We start from the raw sequence: 18905 nt of genomic DNA, 5'->3' as shown, positions 1-18905 counted from the left end.
GTGGCTCGAGGACTGTCTTGAGTCACTTTATACCCCCCTACCAAACCCCTTGTAATCGTATGGCGAATTGGTTGGTTTTATCTCCAGTAAAATCGTCATCGCCGAGGGTGATGTTCATCATTACCCGGACTTTTGGGTTGAAATAGTAATTGACCCCAAGTGTAAAATTACTGGCTCGTAGCTGGCGAAAATCCCGATTCTCTATAGCGGTATATCTTGCGGCAACTTCCCAGGCACCCTCTGGAGGAGATGGTTTGATAGATTTAAATACTCCGATCTTGGAGTCGTAGGGTTTATGTTGGCCGGTAATTGCCCAGCTTCCCATAATGTACCAGGCGTGAACATCCTGCCCCCCAATAAAGCATCCGCTTATGGGATCGCAAAAAAAACTTGGCGGAAGACCGAAGAATTCCTCATAGGTCAATTCAGAGAGGTATATCTTCCCTGTGAAATGACCATACGCATATTCCGCTTGGCCGAATAGAGGGCCGTAAGTCGCAGCTAGCTCGAAACCAGTAGTATTGACCCGGCCTCCGCCATCTCCAAGGAAAAACTCATCGTCACCAAACTCGCCAAAAAAATTATCTGATCCGCCAGGTGTGATTGCTATCAGCTGCTCCGGCCCTCGTCGGCCCGCATAGGCAACTTCAGCAACGATATCGGGACTGTTTTGATTCGCTTTTTCGTAGCTACGGTATACACCTAGGTGAACTGTTGATAAGGCATCGTTAATTGGGGCCCAGGTCAGTCGGGTTGCTGCGCCAAACCCAGAATTTCTGGGGTCACCGGGGTCCCGTAAATTGAATAACGTAAAACCAAATGTATAACAGCACCAATGCTTATGCCAGTCGATACCCTGTTGACGTCCACGTCCAGAATAAATACCTGCAGCGCTGGTAAATGCCCGCTCCATAAGCACTAGGTCATTGGAGCTTGTCAGCTCATTGATTGAGCGGCTGGGTTTAAAATTGCCGATGGTTAGTTTTCCGGTAGAGAACTTTGTTGCTAAGTAGACATCCCTCAACCCCCCAGCTCCATCATCCGCAAAGTCTCTTTCAAGCTTATAGTTCCACTTCCATAGATTGCCTTTCATTGTCAATCTAACCCGACGGAAGTCGGTTGTATTGACCGGATCTTCTAGGTCTTTGTCAAAAATGTATGTATCGAAGTGAATCCTTCCGCCGAGTTGTGCGGAGAAATCCCCATCGTCAGAGACAATTTTCAGCCCGCCTTTTGTCTCGGCTTCATCAGCAATAGCCGGGAAGCTAAAAAAAAGAATTGATATGGCACAGTATGCTCCCCAGCATTTCATCGGACGCCTCTAGTTGAGAGTTGTCATTGGTCACGGGAAAAGTGCTATTCGAGTTTAGCAATAGAAAAGACTTTGGACGGGGAGGGGGGATGGGACGGCGCAGAAAATCTGCGCCGAGGGTTACTGGATAGTTGATTAAAGGCGTTCTAATTTGTAACCAGTGTCGCCTAGAAACTCGATAACACTGCGTTCGCCCACCAAGTGGCCAGCGCCGACAATGACAAACAGAGACTGGTAGTTTGGCCCCTTAAGGGCAATTTTCTCAGCCATCCTTTCATTGCGATTAAAAAAAAGTGTGTCATAGAGCGGCTTATATTCAGGGTTTTCAGTTAGGCCGTCGAGGATAATAAGGCGATTCAAAGCTTTTTCATCTCCTCGCTTCCATGCGCTGGTAAGTTTGGGTAAAAAGGTTGAAATATCCCCAATTTGCTCAAGGGTTTGCTGGAAGAGGAGCGCAGGGTTGTCCAGGTCGTTTAACATCTTGAATTGTTGCAAGACACCTTCCAGCTCCAGAACGGATTTCCCATCCTTTTTTGCTTTTTGTAAAAAGTGCCTATCAATGCCTAGTTCTGGGTTGAGGCCGTGGGCTTGCATCTCAATCATGCTCATAGAGATCATGGCTATGGCGGGGCGCTGCCGGATAAACATAGCCTCGGGCATACTACGCTTGTGCATCCACGACTTCAGTTGGCTGTATAGCGCGGGTGGAAGTTCGTCTTTTAAAGTTCGTTCACCTTGGTAGATAGACTCCATCATGATTCGCTGCTGTAACAGGCTGTCGCCTTCTGCAGCGAGAATGTCAGCCTCGACGGCAATGGCATCACTATTGGAGTAGGCCTGTTCAATTTTTGATCTTAGAGGGTAAAAGTCCTCAGTTGCCAAGTGAACCGAGCCTAATAAGTAAACGGTTTTATTATCTTTAGTTGCTTTCCAGAAGATGCCTTTATCGCTCTCAGCGGCTGAAGCTCCTATTGTTAGTAGAAGCAGTGTAAAGGCGAGAAAGTAACTTATTTGTCGCTGAAGCATTGTCGGGTCCCTGAGTAATTTGCCTTTGCAAATACTATCACTAACACCTTCAAGTACCAGAGGGGCTTTTAGGCATGAAGTCACTGACTTGTAAATTAGTGATGATTTACTGGGAAATTATCTTATTGGAAGTCAAAATAGACCTTTTGGTCTGTTTCACGGAAGTCAAATTGAAAGTTGTACAGTTTTTGCCCAGTCTAGAGCCTGGGATCACAGCAACTCTTGCGCTTGAGTTTGCAAATGAACTGGTCAAAAAAGGCCACGAGTCCCTGGTGATTTCTACTGGTGGACCATTGGAGGCGCGGTTTCGTTTGCACGGTAGTGACTTTATCAGCTTTCCAAAAATCAGTGAGTCAATTTGGTCTTTGCGGCACAAATCCCGCCTACGTAAGATTCTCGCAAGGTTGCAACCGGATATTGTCCATACCTATGGCCGCTCAACGGCTTTTCTAGCTTGGCGCGCCTTAAAGGGTGAGTCAGCTACAAGTCGCCCTAAGCTGGTGCCCCTTGTGGATCAAGATTTCCCCAACAGTTATTTTAATAAAGGTATGCTGTCAGGAGATGGAATTATTGCAAGCTCCCGGGGGGTTGCAGAGAACCTGAAGAAGTCCTCCCCCAAGATTGCAGAAGACTCGATAGAGGTTATTTATCACGGTATCAATATTCGCGAGTTTGATCGTGAAAAACCGGTAGCGAGCCAGTGGCAACTGAAGCTTTTGAATAGTTATCCCCAGCTGGAAGGGAAAAACTGGTGGTTAATGCCGGGAGAGATCTCTGCAAGTGGGGGCCAGGAGGAGTTTTTACATTTGTTGGCGCAGGCTGCGGCACAAAGCGATGATATTCACGGAGTGATTGCAGGAGCTTTGGCTGAAGATGATTTGCGCTATCTGAAAAAACTTGAAGGGCTCGCACAAGATTTGGACCTCGGTAGTAAGGTTACATTACTCGGTGAACGCCGTGATATGCGTGAACTGTACGCAACTTCTCAGCTAGTTTTTCAACTCGCCAGCGAGAAAGACGGGAACGCAAAACATTCCAAGGAGGCACTGGCGATGGGGCGCCCGGTAGTTGCTTATTCCGAAGGTTGTACAGGGGAGGTTTTGCAGAAACATTTTCCTGAAGGGCTGGTGGAGAAAGGTGATCTGAAATCTTTAATTGAGGCGAGTTTGAATTTGGTAAGCAAGCCAAATAACCTAAACCCTCAAGAGTTTAGCTATGCAGCTTCAGCTGGAAAAACCATAGACTTTTTTCAGAGCTTGCTTAATTAAATTAGGGACCCTCTGATCAACGAGGCATTTTTCCAGAATTAAGCTGAGCTGCTTGAAAAATTCACTTTATTACGCACAAATGTGTAATTTTCGCGTAATAGTCCCCTAATTTTCATCTGAAACCCTCAATAGGCGGGTTTCAGGCGAACCACCCCTAGGCAGCCAAGTATTTTCTCCCTATTAATAAGTTGGTAAAGCCTGCCAGTAAGCACAGCCTCTCAGTATTCTTTAGCAGTCCCCGATAGCGGACCTTGTCATAACCAAATACCCGTTTGATGTAGCGGAAGGGGTGCTCGACCTTCGCTCTTATCTGCGCCTTGATCTTTTCCGCTTTACGAAGTGCATCACGCCCTGGAAGAGTTTTTAGCTTGCTCGGCTTCATTGCTATATACCAATCCGCCTTCCGCTCTTTCAACTCTTCACGTTTCTCCGCACCAATGTACCCAGAGTCTCCCCAGATTCTTTTCTCCTCCCCGTGGAGAACTCGCTCTGTAGTTGTGACATCATGCGAATTCGCTGCTGTTGTATCTATGCTATGTATTACTCCGAGCACATCATCAACCCCGATATGCATTTTCATCCCAAAATGCCACTGATTGCCTTTCTTTGTTTGATGCATTTCCGGATCACGTTCTTTCTTTTCATTCTTAGTTGAAGTTGGCGCAGAGATAATAGTGGCATCTACAATCGTGCCTTCACGCAGCACCATGCCATTCTCAGCAAGATGTTTGTTGATTTCATCAAAAAGAGCTGCACCTAGCTGATTGAGCTCCAGTAAGTGGCGAAAGTTAAGAATCGTTGTTTCATCGGGAATTGGGTTACTCAAAGTCAATCCAGCAAAACTACGCATGGATTCAATTTCATACAGTGCATCTTCCATAGCGGGATCACTGAGATTGTAAAATAGTTGCATGCAATGAATACGAAGCATGACACTCAATGGATATGGCTGTCGGCCAAGTTTGCCTTGTGGGTAACAAGGAGTGATCTGAGCTTCTAGTCGCTGCCATGGGATGAGAGTTTCCATTTGAGAAAGAAACTTCTCTCGGCGAGTTATACGGCGCTTTAGCTTATATTCTGCTTCGGCAAAGGTGACTTGGTGCATGATTCATCGTAGTCTTGATGGGTAGGTGAATATTACCAAATTGACTCAGAATTATTCAGAGGTTCCTTAAAAGCAATCTTAGTCGTTAGCAATCTTGAAAGTATTGAATGGTTGAATTTCTAAAAGTTAAGGTGCCCGTTCAAGGAGGCGAAATCAAAACCGGGATTGGGTGTATTGGTTCTGGCGTTTGAAAAATGACTGTATCTTAAAGAAAGGACGTGGCCTCTGGAAAAACGGTACCCGAAAGCAAAGTGCAGAGAAAAGTTTAGTTTGGTGCTCAATCCAATATCACCAAAGTTCTTTTGGCTTAAGTAGGATGCTCCTGCGCCTGCTTCAGCAAAGCCGCCCCGTAATTCACCTCGGGGGTACCAGCGCAAAATAGGTTTAATTTCGAGAATATTTTGTTGCTGTTTCTCGCTGTGGTGTTCAATTCGCATATGGGAGTAGCTGCCTTGTCCCCACCATTGAAGTGAATTGTCGCCAAGGCTAAATGAAGACAGTAGATAGGAGTAGCTGAATCCAGCCATTTCTGAAGCTGAGATAGAGCGATACTGCATTAACTCATTTCCTAACCCTTTACCTGCGCTTGCAATGAGCTCGGATTCTGCTTGCGTCGGTGGGGCTAGAAGTAGTCCGCCGACAAAAAAATAGGTACAGCATTTAAAGGCACAGTATTTTTCGTTGAAGACCGCTAACTTACGCATAACTTCGCAGTACTAACTGATAGAACTGTTTTAAAGACTAGTGGGAAAGGGTTCGATGGCAAGCTCTCAGGAGAGGCTTGCCATCGACTTCTTCCTTTTCTAACGCCACTGCCGCTTCAATTGTCGAAGTGCGTCAGAATGAAGTTGTCGCGCGCGCTCCTGACTAAGCCCCAATTGCTCGCCAATAACTCGAAAAGAGCAATCTTTGTCAGAAATTAATCCATACCGCAAGTTGAGGACTGTCCTTTGTCGTGCGGGGAGGCGGGCAACAGCTTCACGGAGGCGTTGAGCTAGCTCCTGGTTAGTTACAAGCTCATCGGTATTGTAAAGTTCATCAGCAGGTGCGTAGTCCAGTCGGGTACTGCTCTGGTCGTCTGCGACTGGGTCATCGAGAGACCCAGTTGGTCCTGGGAGTTTTAATAAGCTCTGGATTCTCTCAATATCTAGTCCTGTGTGGCGGGCCAGATTGTCATCGGATGCAGGTTGCCCCTGAGCGCGCACTTCACCAATGGCTCTGTAAATCGCTCTTAAATCATCCTGGACATTGGCTGGTTGTCGGACAAGATCTTCATTGCGCCTTAAAGCTAATTGAATTTCTTGCTGAATCCACCAGTAGGCATAGGTCGAAAAGCGGTATCCCATTTGTGGTTTGAATCGCTCAATGGCTTTCATTAATCCAACATTGCCTTCTTGAATTAAATCGATAAAGGGAACTGATGGATTGCGAAAACGTTTTGCGATGGCAATAACCAGGCGCAGATTACATTGGATCAGTTTTTTCCGCTGTTGTTGAAAGCGCTGTAGGAGCCCGGTCAGCCTGCTGCGACCGCGCCTATCCAGGAAATTGCTGGTAAGCAGGATTTCAGTGTGGGCAATTATAAGTCCATGGTCGTAGGCGCCTGTACTTCCGCGCTGCTCCACTCCTTCGCTGCGTAGCTGGACTAACTCGGTGCCGCTCTCCTGAAGGTTGGAAATGAGCTTTTCTTCCAGGTCGCGCAATAGACAGGTGGTGCTGTGTTCTTCCTCCGGAGTTAATAGCTCAAGCCTGTAGAGGTGCTTGAGATAGCTCTGCATTGGGGTGGTGCCGCTCTCGGAGAGGGTATCACCCGCTGCATGAATCTCTTCCGAGTCAGGGTCTCGCTCGACTTGAGGGTCGGGCTCGCTGGCACCCTGGCAGGAGTCAGAGAGTGGTTCGCCTGTATCCTTCAGCCATTCTTCATCCCTTGAGTAAAAATGTTCTCGGGACAAGTGCTTAAACCTTCTGTTGGCTGTGTAAGTACTACACGCTGATTAGTCTCTCAGGCGCTTTTGGCGCCTATTCCTTTCTCACTATAGAAGAGTGTGTAGAAATCTGCTGGAGATGGAAGTGGCTAATAGGTCACTATAATTGAGGTGGGAGAGGCAGGTGGCACGGGTGCATGAGGGCACCCGTGGAGGCTATAAAGATTATTTAATACGTTTTACACGGAGTTTTCGGCTGCCGTCGGCTGGCTTCATAAAGAATGAGCCCAGCAAGGCCCTTTCAACAATTACAGAATCACCAACGTTCCAAAATACTCTACTTGAGTCATTTTGCTTCCACACTTGACCGTTATCAAGGGTAATGAATCGCTTGTTATAAGCACCCATTTGAATAGCCGTTATCTTGGCGTCAATTTTTTCAGGTGCTTCCTCGCTTGCAAGTTTCTGTTCGCGGCCGAAGTCTCTAACCGCATGTTGCTCCAAAGAAGCGGCGATCTGATCATAGCATGAGAGACGCTTATCCTGCGGCTTGGTCTCGGAACAAGACTTGATTTGGCTGGCGACTGATTGTGCGAAGATTGATGGGGAAATGAGTACGAGCATGCTGAAAATAAGTGCTGTTTTCATGATTCAGGACACTGGCTTATTTGCTAACTATGGGTTCATTCTGCCTGACAAGATTAGGCTGGACAAATAAATTTGAGAAGATGTTCACACATTTGGGGGAAACAACATGAAAGAATTTATGGAGTTAATTGTGTAGGCTTGGGTGTCGTGGTATTGGACGTGCCATGCTGAGACAGAAAGATGACTAAAACCTGCCGATACAAGCAAAACTATAAGGCTAATTATCCGGGGGCGGAAAAATGAAGGGGTTGCTAACACCTGCAGCACTGTTTGCTGTTGTGGTTGGGTATATGTCTTGCGAGGCAATAAGCCTTGCGGTGTCTGATCGATCTGCAGCTTATGCTGTGGGGGTTGTATTTAGTGAGCGGGATGATCAGTCCGTTGACTACAACCAGTACTCGGGAGATGCTCAAGATATAGAGCTGTTTGATGGTTCGCATATGATGGAGTTTGAAGGTGATGTATTTGCCGATGCTCCGGAGCATATGCCGCCAGTTGGAGAGGGGGTAGACGCAAAAGACAGTGATGACAAGGGCTTCGGTGAGTAGCTATCAAGTGCAATGCCAATAGGACTTATATGGACAAGTACCCGAGACCGAAGCCCGGATTCTTGTCCAGGAGACAGGGTATCTATTGTTTCTGAGCGCTGAAGTGCTTCCCACTAACTCCGTTACTGTCTCTGCCCATTAAATAGAGGTAGGTGGGCATAATATCTTCTGCAGAGGTTACCGACTGAGGGTTTTCTGCTGGGTAGGCAGTTGCTCGCATTGATGTACGGGTTGCCCCTGGATTTAGGGAGTTGACCCGGGTGTTGGAAACCCCTTCCAGTTCATCGGCGAGTACCTGCATCAGCCCTTCGGTGGCAAACTTCGATACTGAATAGGCCCCCCAGTAGGCTCTCCCTTTAACCCCAACGCTGGAGCTTGTAAAGACAACAGAGCCGGCTTCTGATTCCTCTAGCAGGGGCAGCATTGCCTTTGTTAGTCCAAACGCTGCATTAACATTCACCTGCATTACTTGTTGCCAAGTGTTGAAATTGTAATTGCCGATAGGGGTGCGTTGCCCGAGTAGGCCGGCATTGTGCAGGAGTCCATCCAGGCGGCCAAACTCGTTGCGAATAGCTTCTGCGAGGCTCTCGAAATCCTCTATTTTTGCCGCGCCCAGGTCCATGGGGAAAATAGCCGGCTGTGGTCCGCCGGCAGTCTCGATTTCGTCATAGACCGCTTCTAGCTTGGGGGTTGTACGGCCTAGCAAAATTACTGTCGCCCCGTGAGCAGCAAAAGTCTTTGCTGCAGTTTTACCTATGCCATCCCCGGCACCGGTGATAAGAATAATTTTGCTCTTTAATAGGTCGGAGGGCGCTTGATAGTCGCCAACAAAGTCTGACATGAAATATCCCGATACTGTCACCGGGCTTGGGTGCCCGGTATTGCTTCAAGTTTCAAAAATAGTGTTGTTCTAGAAGGGGCCAAATTTCATTGGCGGAATTTACCAGGTGGTCTGCCCCCCAATTGGCGGGGTTGTCTGTAGAGTCAATATAACCATACCCGCAAGCGATAGTTGGCATACCAGCCTTTTGGCCGGCGATGATATCGCGCTTGTGGTCGCCGATATAAATTGCTTCAGCGGGAGCGCAGCCAATCTGGCTGCAGGCTAAAAATAGGGGCTCGGGGTCCGGCTTGGATTTGCTGACGTGGTCAGGGCAAACAATTGCAGAGGCTGGCGGTAGATGGGTAAAAGCCTCCATCAGAGGAGTGGTGTAGGCCTCCGGTTTATTGGTGACAATCCCCCAGGGAAGGTTTTTTTCAACCAGGTTGTCGAGCAGATTGTCGATACCGGGGAAAGTGGTCGTCTTCTCTGCAAGATGTGCCAAGTAGAGGTCCAGCAACCTTTGCAATAATCCTGGGAAGGCGGGGTCACCTTCTTCTTTGTTAAACCCCAATGTGACTAGCGCCCTGGAACCATTGGATACAGTTCCCCGGATCGTCTCGTCAGGCAGTGGAGGTAACTGTTCCTGTTGGCGCAGTTGATTTAATACAACAATAAAATCTGGCGCTGTATCAAGCAGGGTACCATCCAGGTCAAATAAAACGGCTTTCATTTTGCAGTTCACTTATTCTGGTTTGCTGGCATACATCAAATAATTGACGTCGACATCCCGGGGGTTCAATTTGTAGCTTCGGGTAACCGGGTTATAAGTCATACCGGTTATATCGTGCGCTTCCAGGGACTCATCGCGCAGCCAGGCGCCCATTTCTGAGGGGCGGATAAACTTACTGTATTCATGAGTGCCCTTGGGCAGTAAGCGTAGGACATATTCTGCTCCGACTACGGCAAACAGCCACCCTTTAGGGGTGCGGTTGATCGTAGAGAAAAATAGCTTGCCGCCAGGTTTTACAAGTTTTGCGCAGGCGCGAATGACAGAAGAGGGGTCTGGTACATGCTCAAGCATCTCCAGGCAGGTAACAATATCAAAGCTCTCGGGCGCTTCTTCTGCCAGGTCCTCTACTGCCACTTTGCGATAATTGACGCTGACGCCACTTTCGAGGGCGTGGAGTTTGGCGACATTGAGTGGGGCTTCCCCTAGATCGATACCAGTGACATCGGCTCCCCTCTGCGCCATGGCTTCAGCCAGGATGCCACCACCGCAGCCCACATCAAGGAGCTTCTTACCGGCAACCGGAGCATACCGGTCAATGTAATTTGCACGCAGTGGATTGATTTCGTGTAGTGGTTTGAACTCGCCTTCCTTGTCCCACCAGCGGCTGGCAAGTTGCTCAAATTTGGCGATTTCTGAGGGATCTACATTGCTCATGAACTTCTCTGCAAACTCCGTCGCTCGTAACCGGCATTTTTCAGTGATTGGGCCGGAATCAGTTATCTAGCGTAAATTTCCGCTGATTCTATCACGCCATATTTGCGCCCGCTGGATAACCTCAGTTTCGTTTAAGGTTTGTAGCTGGCGCTCCTTTAAAAGTTGTCGCCCTGCAACCCAGACATCGCTGACATTGTGTCCTCCGTTGGCATAAATCAACTGGGACACTGGGTCATGCAAAGGCTGCTGTTCTAGACCGCCGAGATTGATAGCAGCAATGTCTGCGCTTTTGCCTACTTCCAGGCTTCCGGTTATATCTTCAATTCCCAGTGCTTTGGCTCCGTTGATGGTCGCCATGCTCAGTGTCTGATGCGCGGGTAGGGCTGTTGCGTTCCCGCTAACAGCTTTTGCCAGTAGTGCGGCTGTGTTGGCTTCGGAGAACAGGTCTTGGGTGTTATTGCTCGCAGCGCCATCGGTGCCAAGGGATACGTTGATGCCGGCTTCCAGCATGTCATAGGCTGGGCAGAAGCCTGAGGCGAGCTTGAGATTAGATGATGGGCAGTGAGAAACATGGGCGCCACTTGAACTCACTAGCTCAATGTCTTGTTGATTAGTGGCCACCATATGTACACAAAGTGTCTGCGGCCCCAATAGCCCAAGGCGGAATAGCCGCTCGGTGGGCCGCTCTCCATTAGCTTTCAGGGCGCTTTCAACTTCAGCGTGGGTCTCGTGGAGGTGCATTTGCATGGGGATCTGCGCTTCGGCAGAGCAGACTGCAATTTTCTCCAGTGTTTTATCCCCCACGGTGTAGGGGGCGTGAGGTGCAAATACCACCTCAATTCGATCGTGCGCACGGTAATCATCGCGTAACGCCAATCCTTTGTGCAGAGCCTCGTCGCTATTGCGGCTCCAGGGGGTTGGGGCATCCAGCACGGGGAAGGCGATATGGGCCCTGATTCCGCTTTCCCGCGCAGCAATGGCGACGGCTTCCGGGAAGAAGTACTGATCAGAAAAAGTAGTAGTACCAGAGCGCAGCATCTCGGCAATCGCTTGCCGGCTGCCGTCAGCTACAAATTGCGGACCTACCCAGCGTTGCTCTGTCGGCCAGATGTGCTGCTCCAGCCACTCTTTAAGTGGGCGGTCATCAGCGTAGCCGCGCAATAGCGTCATGGGCGCATGGTTGTGAGTATTAATTAACCCTGGAATTAATGCGTGTTGCCCCAGATCGACTTCATCTTTTGCCTGAAAACGAATTGAGGCCTCAGCTGTGGGTACCAGGGCAGAGATTTTGCCCTTCTCTATCGCGAGCGAACAGTTTTCGTACACTTTTTTCTCGGGTACGACGGGTATGATCCAGCGTGCGTGGATCAGGGTATCGACAGCTTGTTGCATGAGGAGTTATCTGGTGGCTTGTGTGGGGGTGTTTTACTGTAGCTGCAGTCAATGGGGGCGACAACCGTGGTTTGTGCCGCAGTTGTATATCTCCGAGTCCTGCGGCTCCAAACATCTCAAACTATGGTAGAATCGCCCGCTTATCCCGGGCACAGTACGTACGCCCGCGCTATAAAAGGAACGCCGTAAGCCATGGGCGAATTAGCCAAAGAAATCTCTCCGATTAATATCGAAGAAGAACTCAAGCAGTCTTATCTCGACTATGCCATGAGCGTGATTGTCGGGCGCGCACTGCCGGATGTACGCGATGGCCTCAAGCCGGTACACCGCCGCGTGCTCTACGCGATGAGCGAGCTTAAAAACGACTGGAATAAACCTTACAAAAAATCAGCGCGTGTCGTTGGTGATGTAATCGGTAAATATCACCCGCACGGAGACACTGCGGTCTACGACACTATTGTGCGTATGGCGCAGCCGTTTTCTATGCGTTACACCTTGGTAGATGGCCAGGGTAACTTCGGTTCTATCGATGGTGACAGTCCAGCTGCTATGCGATACACCGAGATTCGTATGGACAAGTTGGCCCACGAGCTGCTGTCCGACCTCGATAAAGAAACTGTTAATTTTGTCGATAACTACGATGGCTCCGAGCAAATGCCGGAGGTATTGCCTTCGCGTGTGCCGAACCTCTTGGTCAATGGTTCCTCCGGTATTGCGGTGGGCATGGCCACCAATATCCCTCCCCATAACCTGGGTGAGGTGATCAAGGCTTGTCTGGCTCTGATCAATAATTCCGAGTTGACCGTCGACGACCTGATGGAGTACATCCCCGGGCCGGACTTCCCCACCGGCGCCATCATCAATGGCCGCGCCGGTATTCTCCTTGCCTACCGCACTGGCCGTGGCCGCATTTATGTGCGTGCCAAAGCAGATGTGATCCGCGATGACAAGACCAATCGCGAAACTATCATCATTACTGAGATCCCCTTCCAGTTGAATAAAGCGCGCTTGATCGAGCGTATTGCTGAGCTGGTGAAAGAGAAAAAGATCGAGGGTATCTCTGAGCTGCGCGACGAGTCCGACAAAGACGGCTTGCGCGTAGTGATTGAGCTTAAGCGGGGAGAGCTGGGTGATGTGGTTCTGAATAACCTCTATTCCCAGACCCAGCTGGAAAGCGTCTTCGGCATCAATATGGTGGCCCTGGTTGATGGCCAGCCCAAGGTATTGAATCTCAAAGAACTGCTCGAGCACTTTATTCGCCACCGCCAGGAAGTCGTTACCCGTCGTACGGTCTACCTGTTGCGCAAAGCCCGCGAGCGCGGTCATATTCTGGAAGGTCTGGCGATTGCCATCGCCAATATCGATCCGGTAATCGAACTGATCAAATCTTCCGCCACACCGGCAGATGCCCGCGAGGCGTTGCTGGCTAAAGGCTGGCCTGTGGGCAATGTACAGCAGTTCCTGGAGCGGGCTGGTGCTGATGCCTGCCGTCCAGATGATCTGCCGCAAGAATTTGGTTTGCGCGACGACTCTTACTACTTGTCCCCGGCCCAGGCTCAGGCAATTCTCGAATTGCGCCTGCACCGCCTGACGGGCATGGAGCACGACAAGCTGCTGGCAGAATACCAGGATCGACTGGAGCAGATTGCAGAATATCTGCATATCCTCGGTAGCTTCGAGCGTCTGATGGAAGTGATCCGCGAAGAGTTAGAGCAGCTGTCAAAGGACTTTAACGATGAGCGTCGTACCGATATCGTTGCGTCTCGCCAGGATCTGACCGTTGAAGACCTGATTACCCCGGAAGACAAGGTAGTAACTATCTCTCACGGTGGTTACGCCAAGAGCCAGCCTCTGACCGATTACCAGGCCCAGCGCCGTGGTGGTATGGGTAAATCCGCGACCCAGGTAAAAGACGAGGACTTCGTCGAGCATCTATTGATCGCCAACTCCCATGACACCCTTCTGTGCTTCTCCAATAAGGGCAAGGTGTACTGGCTGAAAGTCTACGAAGTGCCCACCGCTGGCCGAGCCTCCCGTGGTCGCCCAATGGTTAATATGCTGCCCCTGGAAGAGGGCGAGCGTATCAGTAGCATGATGCCGGTGTCTGAGTACGACGAAAATCACTTTATCTTCTTCACCACTGCCAATGGCACCGTGAAGAAAACCCCCCTCACCGCTTTTGCCCGCCCCCGCAGTGTTGGTTTGCGTGCAATTGAGCTGGAGGAGGGCGATCGCCTGGTAGCCACTGCGATTACCGATGGTGAGCGCGATGTAGCGCTGTTTACCAGTGCCGGTAAGGCAGCGCGCTTCTCCGAGTCCAATGTGCGCTCTATGGGCCGTGTTTCCCGTGGTGTTCGCGGTATTCGTATGCAGGAAGGTCAGCAGGTTATCGCTATGGTTATCCCTGAAGAGGGTGGCTCTGTGATGATGGCTACTGAGAATGGTTACGGTAAGCGCACAGCTATCAGCGAATTCCCCACTAAGGGACGCGGTACCCAGGGTGTTATTGCGATCGCGGAAAGTGAACGTAACGGTGCCTTGGTTGGGGCCTGTCAGGTGCACCCAGGTGAGGAGATGATGTTGATCTCCGACCAGGGCACTCTGGTGCGTACCCGTGTTGATGAAGTGTCTGTACTTGGGCGCAACACGCAGGGGGTGCGAGTGATTCGCCTGAAGACTGGCGAGAAGCTGGTTGGTCTCGGTCGCATTGAAGAGACCGAAGATGACGGTGAAGAAAACGGTGGGGAAGAGTGACCCACCGCTCCAGACCACTAAGAAAGGCTGCGTTTATCGCGGCCTTTCTTGCCTTTGGCTCCCACGAAAAACGCTAAAGGCGCGATATCTATCCCCCTGAATGGCAATTTGTGCGTAGGCACATCTAGTTGTATTTGAAACCTTTTTTGTATTGTGGAAATCAGCTCATGAGGAAGTTTAATTTCTGTGCAGGCCCTGCCGCTTTACCGCAGCCCGTACTGGAGCAGGCGCAAAGGGAGTTGCTCGATTGGCAGGGGCTCGGTTGCTCTGTAATGGAGGTCAGCCACCGCTCTCCAGAGTTTGTTGAAGTAGCTGAGCGGGCCGAACAGGACCTTCGCGATCTGCTCAGTGTGCCGAGCAACTACAAAGTGTTGTTTCTTCAGGGCGGGGCAACTGGGCAATTCAGTGCCGTGCCCTGGAATCTTCTCGGTGCCGGTTCATCCAAAGCTGAATTTATACACTCCGGTAGTTGGGCGGCCAAAGCGATCAAAGAAGCTCGTCGCTACGGTGAGGTAAATGTGGTTGCATCCAGTGAGGATCGCAACTTCAGCTATGCACCTGCGGCAGACAGTTGGCAGTCGAGTGGTGATGCGGCTTATTTCCACTATACCCCCAACGAGACGATTGGCGGTGTTGAGTTTGGCTATGTGCCGGAAGTGGAGTGCCCGCTAGTGGCGGATATGTCCTCAACTATTTTGTCTCAACCGATTGAGGTGGAAAAGTTCGGCGTTATCTATGCCGGCGCGCAGAAAAACATTGGCCCCTCAGGTATCGCTGTAGCCTTGATTCGGGATGATTTACTCGATCGCTCACTGGAAAATATTCCTCGCAGTTTGAGCTGGAAGGTGGCTGCAGAAGCGGGCTCTATGGATAACACGCCACCCACTTTCGCTTGGTACTTGTCTGGTCTTGTCTTCCAGTGGTTGAAAGGTCAGGGGGGGGTTGATGCGATGGCTAAGCAGGCCGATGCTAAATCCAAAATGCTGTACGATTTCCTCGACAGCAGTGACTTTTTCTCCAGTCCGGTTGAGGAGGGAAGTCGCTCCCGCATGAATGTGCCCTTTGTGTTGGCTGACGACCGCCTGGATAAGCAGTTTTTGATTGAGTCAGAAGGAGCGGGTTTGTTGAGCTTAAAGGGGCACCGCTCTGTGGGTGGTATGCGCGCGTCGCTATATAACGCCGTTCCCATGGAGGCAGTGGAAGCGCTTGTAGCATTTATGGCAGATTTTGAAGCGCGCAAGGCTTAGGTGGTTAATTCAATCTTGATGATTTCTAGAGAAAGTAGATAAACGAATGGCAGAGGAAACTGTGAGTGGTGACCAGCGACTGCTGGAGCTGCGCAATCAGATCGACAGTATTGATGGAGAGATTGCTCGCTTAATTAGTGAGCGGGCTCGCTGCGCCCTGGAGGTTGCAGAGGTTAAGAAAGCTACTGGCGAGGATGCTCTCTATTATCGGCCGGAGCGTGAAGCACAAGTGCTGCGCAAGGCTATGGAGCGCAATAATGGCCCGCTGACTGATGAAGAAATGGCGCGACTGTTTCGCGAAATTATGTCGGCCTGCCTGGCCTTGGAAGAGCCTGTCAAAGTGGCCTACCTGGGCCCTGAGGGTACCTTTACCCAGCAGGCGGCATTAAAGCACTTCGGCAACTCTGCCCAGAGCCGGCCGCTGGCGGCAATCGATGAAGTTTTCCGTGAAGTAGAGGCAGGTGCCGTCAGTTACGGTGTTGTGCCGGTAGAAAACTCTACCGAAGGGGTGATCAACCACACCCTGGACAACTTTATGCACTCCAATCTGAGTATCTGCGGTGAGGTGGAGCTGCGAATCCATCATCACTTGATGATCTCAGATGTAACGCGCCCAGAGTCAATCACTCGTATTTATTCCCATGCGCAGAGCCTGGCGCAGTGCCGCAAGTGGCTTGATGCCCATTATCCCAATGTGGAGCGTGTTGCAGTTGCCAGCAATGCGGATGCGGCCAAGCGCGTTAAGGGTGAGTGGAATGCTGCGGCGATAGCTGGCGATATGGCAGCGGAACTCTACGGGCTGAAAGTGCTGTCGGAGAAAATAGAAGATCGCCCGGATAATTCCACCCGCTTCTTGATTATTGGTACCCAGCAAGTGCCTGCGAGTGGGGATGATAAGACCTCATTGATGGTGTCAATGCGCAATGAGCCGGGTGCTCTGCACGATCTTCTGGAGCCGTTTCGTCGCTACAGTGTCGATTTGACTCGGGTAGAGACCCGGCCATCGCAGTCTGGCAATTGGACCTATGTGTTCTTTATCGATTTTAGCGGCCACCGCGATACCCAGGGAATTGCCGAGGCGCTAAAAGAGGTTGGAGGCTGTGCCTCAGATCTGAAAGTGCTGGGTTCCTACCCTCGCGGAGTGCTGTGATGGCGCAAGCTCAAATTGGCCGACTGCTGGTTGTTGGGATCGGTTTAATTGGGGGGAGTTTTGCCCTTGCACTGAAAGCTGCCAGGGCTTGCCGAGAGGTTATCGGGGTCGCTTTGGAAGAGAGTGTCTGCGATGAAGCTAGGGCGCTCGGTATTGTTGATCGGGCCAGCACCAGTCTCGAGCTGGTATTGCCGCAGCTGGAGCCGGGCGATTTGGTGTTTGTGGCTGTGCCGACACTGGCGATTGAGTCTGTATTCGCGCAGCTGAAAGAACACCTGCCGGCGGGAGTCACTGTGACAGATGGCGCCAGCGTAAAAGGTAGCGTGGTGACAGCGGCAGAAAAAGTGTGGGGGAGTGCTCCAGATTTTTTGGTGCCAGGGCATCCAATTGCTGGTTCTGAAAAAAGTGGTGTTACCGCGGCGAGATATGACCTCTATAGGGATCACCGCATTATCCTGACGCCGCTTGCGAATACAGGAGCTGCTCATTTGCAGCTCGTGGAGCGAGCATGGCAGGCTGTGGGAGCTGAGCCCCTGACAATGTCAGTGGAGGAGCACGACGAGGTTCTGGCTGCTACGAGCCATCTTCCCCATGTCATCGCTTTTAGCCTTGTGGACACTTTGGCCCACGATGCGGAAAACGAAAATATCTTCCGCTATGCGGCGGGAGGCTTCCGTGACTTTACTCGTATCGCTTCCAGTGACCCGGTTATGTGGCGAGATATTATGCTCGCCAATCGGGATGCCATCTTAAAGGCCATCGACCTATACAGCCTCAACCTTTCTTCCCTGCGCGACGCTATTGCCTCCGGTGATAGCGCTGCCCTGATGGGGGTTTTTACTCGCGCTAAAGCGGCACGGGATCACTTCACCAAAATGTTGGCAAAACAAGCGTATTCGGAACCTATGCAAGAACAAGAGATTACTTTTATCGTGCAGCCGGGCGAGGCTGTAAATGGCAAGCTCAGGGTGCCGGGAGACAAATCCATGTCGCACCGCTCAATTATGCTGGGCTCCCTGGCCGAGGGAGTTACAGAAGTTGAGGGCTTTCTGGAGGGTGAGGATGCACTGGCAACCCTGCAGGCTTTCCGCGATATGGGGGTCGTGATTGAGGGGCCGGACAATGGTCGGGTTGTAATTCATGGTGTGGGCCTTAATGGCTTACAGGCACCGCCCGGACCGCTATATCTCGGTAATTCCGGGACCTCCATGCGCCTGTTGGCTGGATTGCTTGCTGGACAGGATTTCGACGTAACACTCACTGGCGATGAGTCCCTGTCAAAGCGCCCGATGAATCGCGTGGCTAATCCCCTGCGTGAGATGGGTGCAGATATTGAGACTGGCCCGGAAGGCCGTCCGCCGCTTTTGATTAAGGGTGGTAGTGCATTGAAAGGGATCGATTACCCGCTGCCGATGGCCAGTGCCCAGGTGAAATCAGCGGTATTGCTGGCTGGGCTCTATAGTGAGGGTCAAACGTCTACCGTTGAGCCAGCGCCCACAAGAGATCATACCGAGCGCATGCTGCAGGGCTTTGGTTATAAGGTGGAGCGGGATGGTGCCCAGGCTAAGTTAGCGGGCGGCGGCTCACTGAAATCCTGTCGCATCGATGTGCCTGCCGATATTTCTTCAGCCGCATTCTTTATGGTTGCTGCCGCTATCTCTCCCGGTTCTGATGTTGTACTGGAGCATGTGGGGATCAATCCGACCCGCGATGGGGTTATCAATATCCTCCGTGCAATGGGCGGCAATGTTGAATTGCTGAATATGCGCGAAGTGGGGGGTGAGCCGGTGGCGGATATTCGTGTTCGCTATGCGCCCTTGAAGGGAATTCGCATCCCTGAGGATCAGGTACCCCTGGCGATTGATGAGTTTCCCGCATTGTTTGTTGCGGCAGCTTGTGCAGAAGGTGAGACCGTCCTGACTGGTGCGGAGGAGTTGCGGGTCAAAGAGAGTGACCGGATTCAGGCGATGGCAAATGGCTTGATTGCACTTGGGGTGAAAGCTGAGCCAACACCCGACGGTATCGTGATCCAGGGCTGCAAAGAGGGTGCGGTATTTTCTGGCGGCACCGTCGATAGCTTGGGGGATCACCGTATTGCTATGGCGTTTGCAGTGTCATCGCTGCGCGCAAAGGATACAATCCGCATCCTTCACTGCGCCAATGTGGCGACCTCATTCCCGAACTTTGCCGAACTGGCAACGGGCGCGGGTCTCAAGTTGCAGTTGGCGTGACACGGGCATTCAGGTTTGGGCGGTTGTGGTTC

At 51.0% G+C, this 18905-nt stretch carries 16 protein-coding genes; 6 read left to right on the top strand and 10 right to left on the bottom strand.

Annotated features, from left to right (window positions below; all coding sequences use genetic code 11):
- Positions 1 to 37 precede the first annotated feature (37 nt).
- Positions 38 to 1312, bottom strand: coding sequence for an OprO/OprP family phosphate-selective porin (locus ACJJIZ_RS17380; RefSeq protein ID WP_444914277.1), 1275 nt, complete (start codon positions 1310 to 1312; stop codon positions 38 to 40).
- A 135-nt stretch (positions 1313 to 1447) separates the two neighbouring features.
- Positions 1448 to 2338, bottom strand: a complete 891-nt coding sequence (locus ACJJIZ_RS17375) for a TraB/GumN family protein (protein WP_444914276.1) — start codon at positions 2336 to 2338, stop codon at positions 1448 to 1450.
- Between the two features lie 74 nt (positions 2339 to 2412).
- Between ACJJIZ_RS17375 and ACJJIZ_RS17370 the strand changes: the two genes are divergently transcribed.
- A complete protein-coding gene (locus ACJJIZ_RS17370) occupies positions 2413 to 3606 on the top strand; it encodes a glycosyltransferase (RefSeq protein WP_444914275.1) in 1194 nt (397 codons plus the stop codon).
- Positions 3607 to 3760: 154 nt separating this feature from the next.
- On the opposite strand, the gene ACJJIZ_RS17365 is transcribed toward ACJJIZ_RS17370, so the two are convergent.
- From ACJJIZ_RS17365 to ACJJIZ_RS17350, 4 genes are all read right to left on the bottom strand, one after another.
- The gene (locus ACJJIZ_RS17365) at positions 3761 to 4711 is read right to left on the bottom strand and encodes an IS5 family transposase (RefSeq protein WP_444914274.1); all 951 of its coding nucleotides are present in this window, start codon (positions 4709 to 4711) and stop codon (positions 3761 to 3763) included.
- A 119-nt stretch (positions 4712 to 4830) separates the two neighbouring features.
- Positions 4831 to 5415, bottom strand: a complete 585-nt coding sequence (locus tag ACJJIZ_RS17360) for an acyloxyacyl hydrolase (protein ID WP_444914273.1) — start codon at positions 5413 to 5415, stop codon at positions 4831 to 4833.
- A gap of 99 nt (positions 5416 to 5514) precedes the next feature.
- Positions 5515 to 6663: a sigma-70 family RNA polymerase sigma factor gene (locus ACJJIZ_RS17355; RefSeq protein ID WP_444914272.1), complete on the bottom strand. Its 1149-nt coding sequence runs from the start codon at positions 6661 to 6663 to the stop codon at positions 5515 to 5517.
- A 198-nt stretch (positions 6664 to 6861) separates the two neighbouring features.
- Positions 6862 to 7284 (bottom strand): hypothetical protein, encoded by a 423-nt coding sequence (locus ACJJIZ_RS17350; RefSeq protein WP_444914271.1) that lies wholly within the window; start codon positions 7282 to 7284, stop codon positions 6862 to 6864.
- Between the two features lie 239 nt (positions 7285 to 7523).
- Here ACJJIZ_RS17350 and ACJJIZ_RS17345 point away from each other — a divergent pair, with 239 nt between their 5' ends.
- Positions 7524 to 7832, top strand: a complete 309-nt coding sequence (locus ACJJIZ_RS17345) for a hypothetical protein (RefSeq protein ID WP_444914270.1) — start codon at positions 7524 to 7526, stop codon at positions 7830 to 7832.
- A gap of 82 nt (positions 7833 to 7914) precedes the next feature.
- Here the strand turns inward: ACJJIZ_RS17345 and ACJJIZ_RS17340 are convergent, their stop codons facing one another.
- From ACJJIZ_RS17340 to ACJJIZ_RS17325, 4 genes are all read right to left on the bottom strand, one after another.
- Positions 7915 to 8673, bottom strand: a complete 759-nt coding sequence (locus ACJJIZ_RS17340; protein WP_444914269.1) for a YciK family oxidoreductase — start codon at positions 8671 to 8673, stop codon at positions 7915 to 7917.
- Between the two features lie 52 nt (positions 8674 to 8725).
- Positions 8726 to 9385 (bottom strand): HAD family hydrolase, encoded by a 660-nt coding sequence (locus ACJJIZ_RS17335; RefSeq protein WP_413662676.1) that lies wholly within the window; start codon positions 9383 to 9385, stop codon positions 8726 to 8728.
- A 12-nt stretch (positions 9386 to 9397) separates the two neighbouring features.
- Positions 9398 to 10099, bottom strand: a complete 702-nt coding sequence (gene ubiG, locus ACJJIZ_RS17330) for a bifunctional 2-polyprenyl-6-hydroxyphenol methylase/3-demethylubiquinol 3-O-methyltransferase UbiG (protein WP_444907754.1) — start codon at positions 10097 to 10099, stop codon at positions 9398 to 9400.
- A 66-nt stretch (positions 10100 to 10165) separates the two neighbouring features.
- On the bottom strand, positions 10166 to 11491 hold the full coding sequence (locus tag ACJJIZ_RS17325; protein ID WP_444914268.1) for a TRZ/ATZ family hydrolase: 1326 nt from the start codon (positions 11489 to 11491) through the stop codon (positions 10166 to 10168).
- 192 nt (positions 11492 to 11683) lie between these two features.
- On the opposite strand from ACJJIZ_RS17325, the gene gyrA reads away from it, so the two are divergent.
- From gyrA to ACJJIZ_RS17305, 4 genes are all read left to right on the top strand, one after another.
- On the top strand, positions 11684 to 14245 hold the full coding sequence (gyrA, locus tag ACJJIZ_RS17320; RefSeq protein ID WP_108733855.1) for a DNA gyrase subunit A: 2562 nt from the start codon (positions 11684 to 11686) through the stop codon (positions 14243 to 14245).
- A gap of 167 nt (positions 14246 to 14412) precedes the next feature.
- On the top strand, positions 14413 to 15492 hold the full coding sequence (gene serC / locus ACJJIZ_RS17315) for a 3-phosphoserine/phosphohydroxythreonine transaminase (RefSeq protein ID WP_444914267.1): 1080 nt from the start codon (positions 14413 to 14415) through the stop codon (positions 15490 to 15492).
- A gap of 46 nt (positions 15493 to 15538) precedes the next feature.
- Positions 15539 to 16642 carry a prephenate dehydratase gene (gene pheA, locus ACJJIZ_RS17310; RefSeq protein WP_282932042.1) on the top strand — a complete coding sequence of 368 codons (1104 nt, stop codon included), beginning with the start codon at positions 15539 to 15541 and terminating at the stop codon, positions 16640 to 16642.
- Positions 16642 to 18873 carry a bifunctional prephenate dehydrogenase/3-phosphoshikimate 1-carboxyvinyltransferase gene (locus ACJJIZ_RS17305; RefSeq protein ID WP_444914266.1) on the top strand — a complete coding sequence of 744 codons (2232 nt, stop codon included), beginning with the start codon at positions 16642 to 16644 and terminating at the stop codon, positions 18871 to 18873. Before pheA ends, ACJJIZ_RS17305 begins: the two co-directional genes overlap by 1 nt.
- Positions 18874 to 18905: the final 32 nt, after the last annotated feature.

This window comes from Microbulbifer maximicatervae (SeqCode), assembly GCF_052467225.1.
The sequence above is the reverse complement of the archived record's forward strand: the minus strand, read 5'-3'. Positions and strand labels throughout refer to the sequence as shown.

What these genes read in the sequence shown, in the direction of transcription:
- ACJJIZ_RS17360 (WP_444914273.1), bottom strand. Translation starts at nt 5,415, where the DNA reads ATGCGTAAGTTAGCGGTCTTCAACGAAAAATACTGTGCCTTTAAATGC.
- serC (WP_444914267.1), top strand. Translation starts at nt 14,413, where the DNA reads ATGAGGAAGTTTAATTTCTGTGCAGGCCCTGCCGCTTTACCGCAGCCC.
- ACJJIZ_RS17375 (WP_444914276.1), bottom strand. Translation starts at nt 2,338, where the DNA reads ATGCTTCAGCGACAAATAAGTTACTTTCTCGCCTTTACACTGCTTCTA.
- ACJJIZ_RS17370 (WP_444914275.1), top strand. Translation starts at nt 2,413, where the DNA reads ATGAAGTCACTGACTTGTAAATTAGTGATGATTTACTGGGAAATTATC.
- ACJJIZ_RS17350 (WP_444914271.1), bottom strand. Translation starts at nt 7,284, where the DNA reads ATGAAAACAGCACTTATTTTCAGCATGCTCGTACTCATTTCCCCATCA.
- ACJJIZ_RS17340 (WP_444914269.1), bottom strand. Translation starts at nt 8,673, where the DNA reads ATGTCAGACTTTGTTGGCGACTATCAAGCGCCCTCCGACCTATTAAAG.
- ubiG (WP_444907754.1), bottom strand. Translation starts at nt 10,099, where the DNA reads ATGAGCAATGTAGATCCCTCAGAAATCGCCAAATTTGAGCAACTTGCC.
- pheA (WP_282932042.1), top strand. Translation starts at nt 15,539, where the DNA reads ATGGCAGAGGAAACTGTGAGTGGTGACCAGCGACTGCTGGAGCTGCGC.
- gyrA (WP_108733855.1), top strand. Translation starts at nt 11,684, where the DNA reads ATGGGCGAATTAGCCAAAGAAATCTCTCCGATTAATATCGAAGAAGAA.
- ACJJIZ_RS17365 (WP_444914274.1), bottom strand. Translation starts at nt 4,711, where the DNA reads ATGCACCAAGTCACCTTTGCCGAAGCAGAATATAAGCTAAAGCGCCGT.
- ACJJIZ_RS17345 (WP_444914270.1), top strand. Translation starts at nt 7,524, where the DNA reads ATGAAGGGGTTGCTAACACCTGCAGCACTGTTTGCTGTTGTGGTTGGG.
- ACJJIZ_RS17335 (WP_413662676.1), bottom strand. Translation starts at nt 9,385, where the DNA reads ATGAAAGCCGTTTTATTTGACCTGGATGGTACCCTGCTTGATACAGCG.
- ACJJIZ_RS17380 (WP_444914277.1), bottom strand. Translation starts at nt 1,312, where the DNA reads ATGAAATGCTGGGGAGCATACTGTGCCATATCAATTCTTTTTTTTAGC.
- ACJJIZ_RS17325 (WP_444914268.1), bottom strand. Translation starts at nt 11,491, where the DNA reads ATGCAACAAGCTGTCGATACCCTGATCCACGCACGCTGGATCATACCC.
- ACJJIZ_RS17305 (WP_444914266.1), top strand. Translation starts at nt 16,642, where the DNA reads ATGGCGCAAGCTCAAATTGGCCGACTGCTGGTTGTTGGGATCGGTTTA.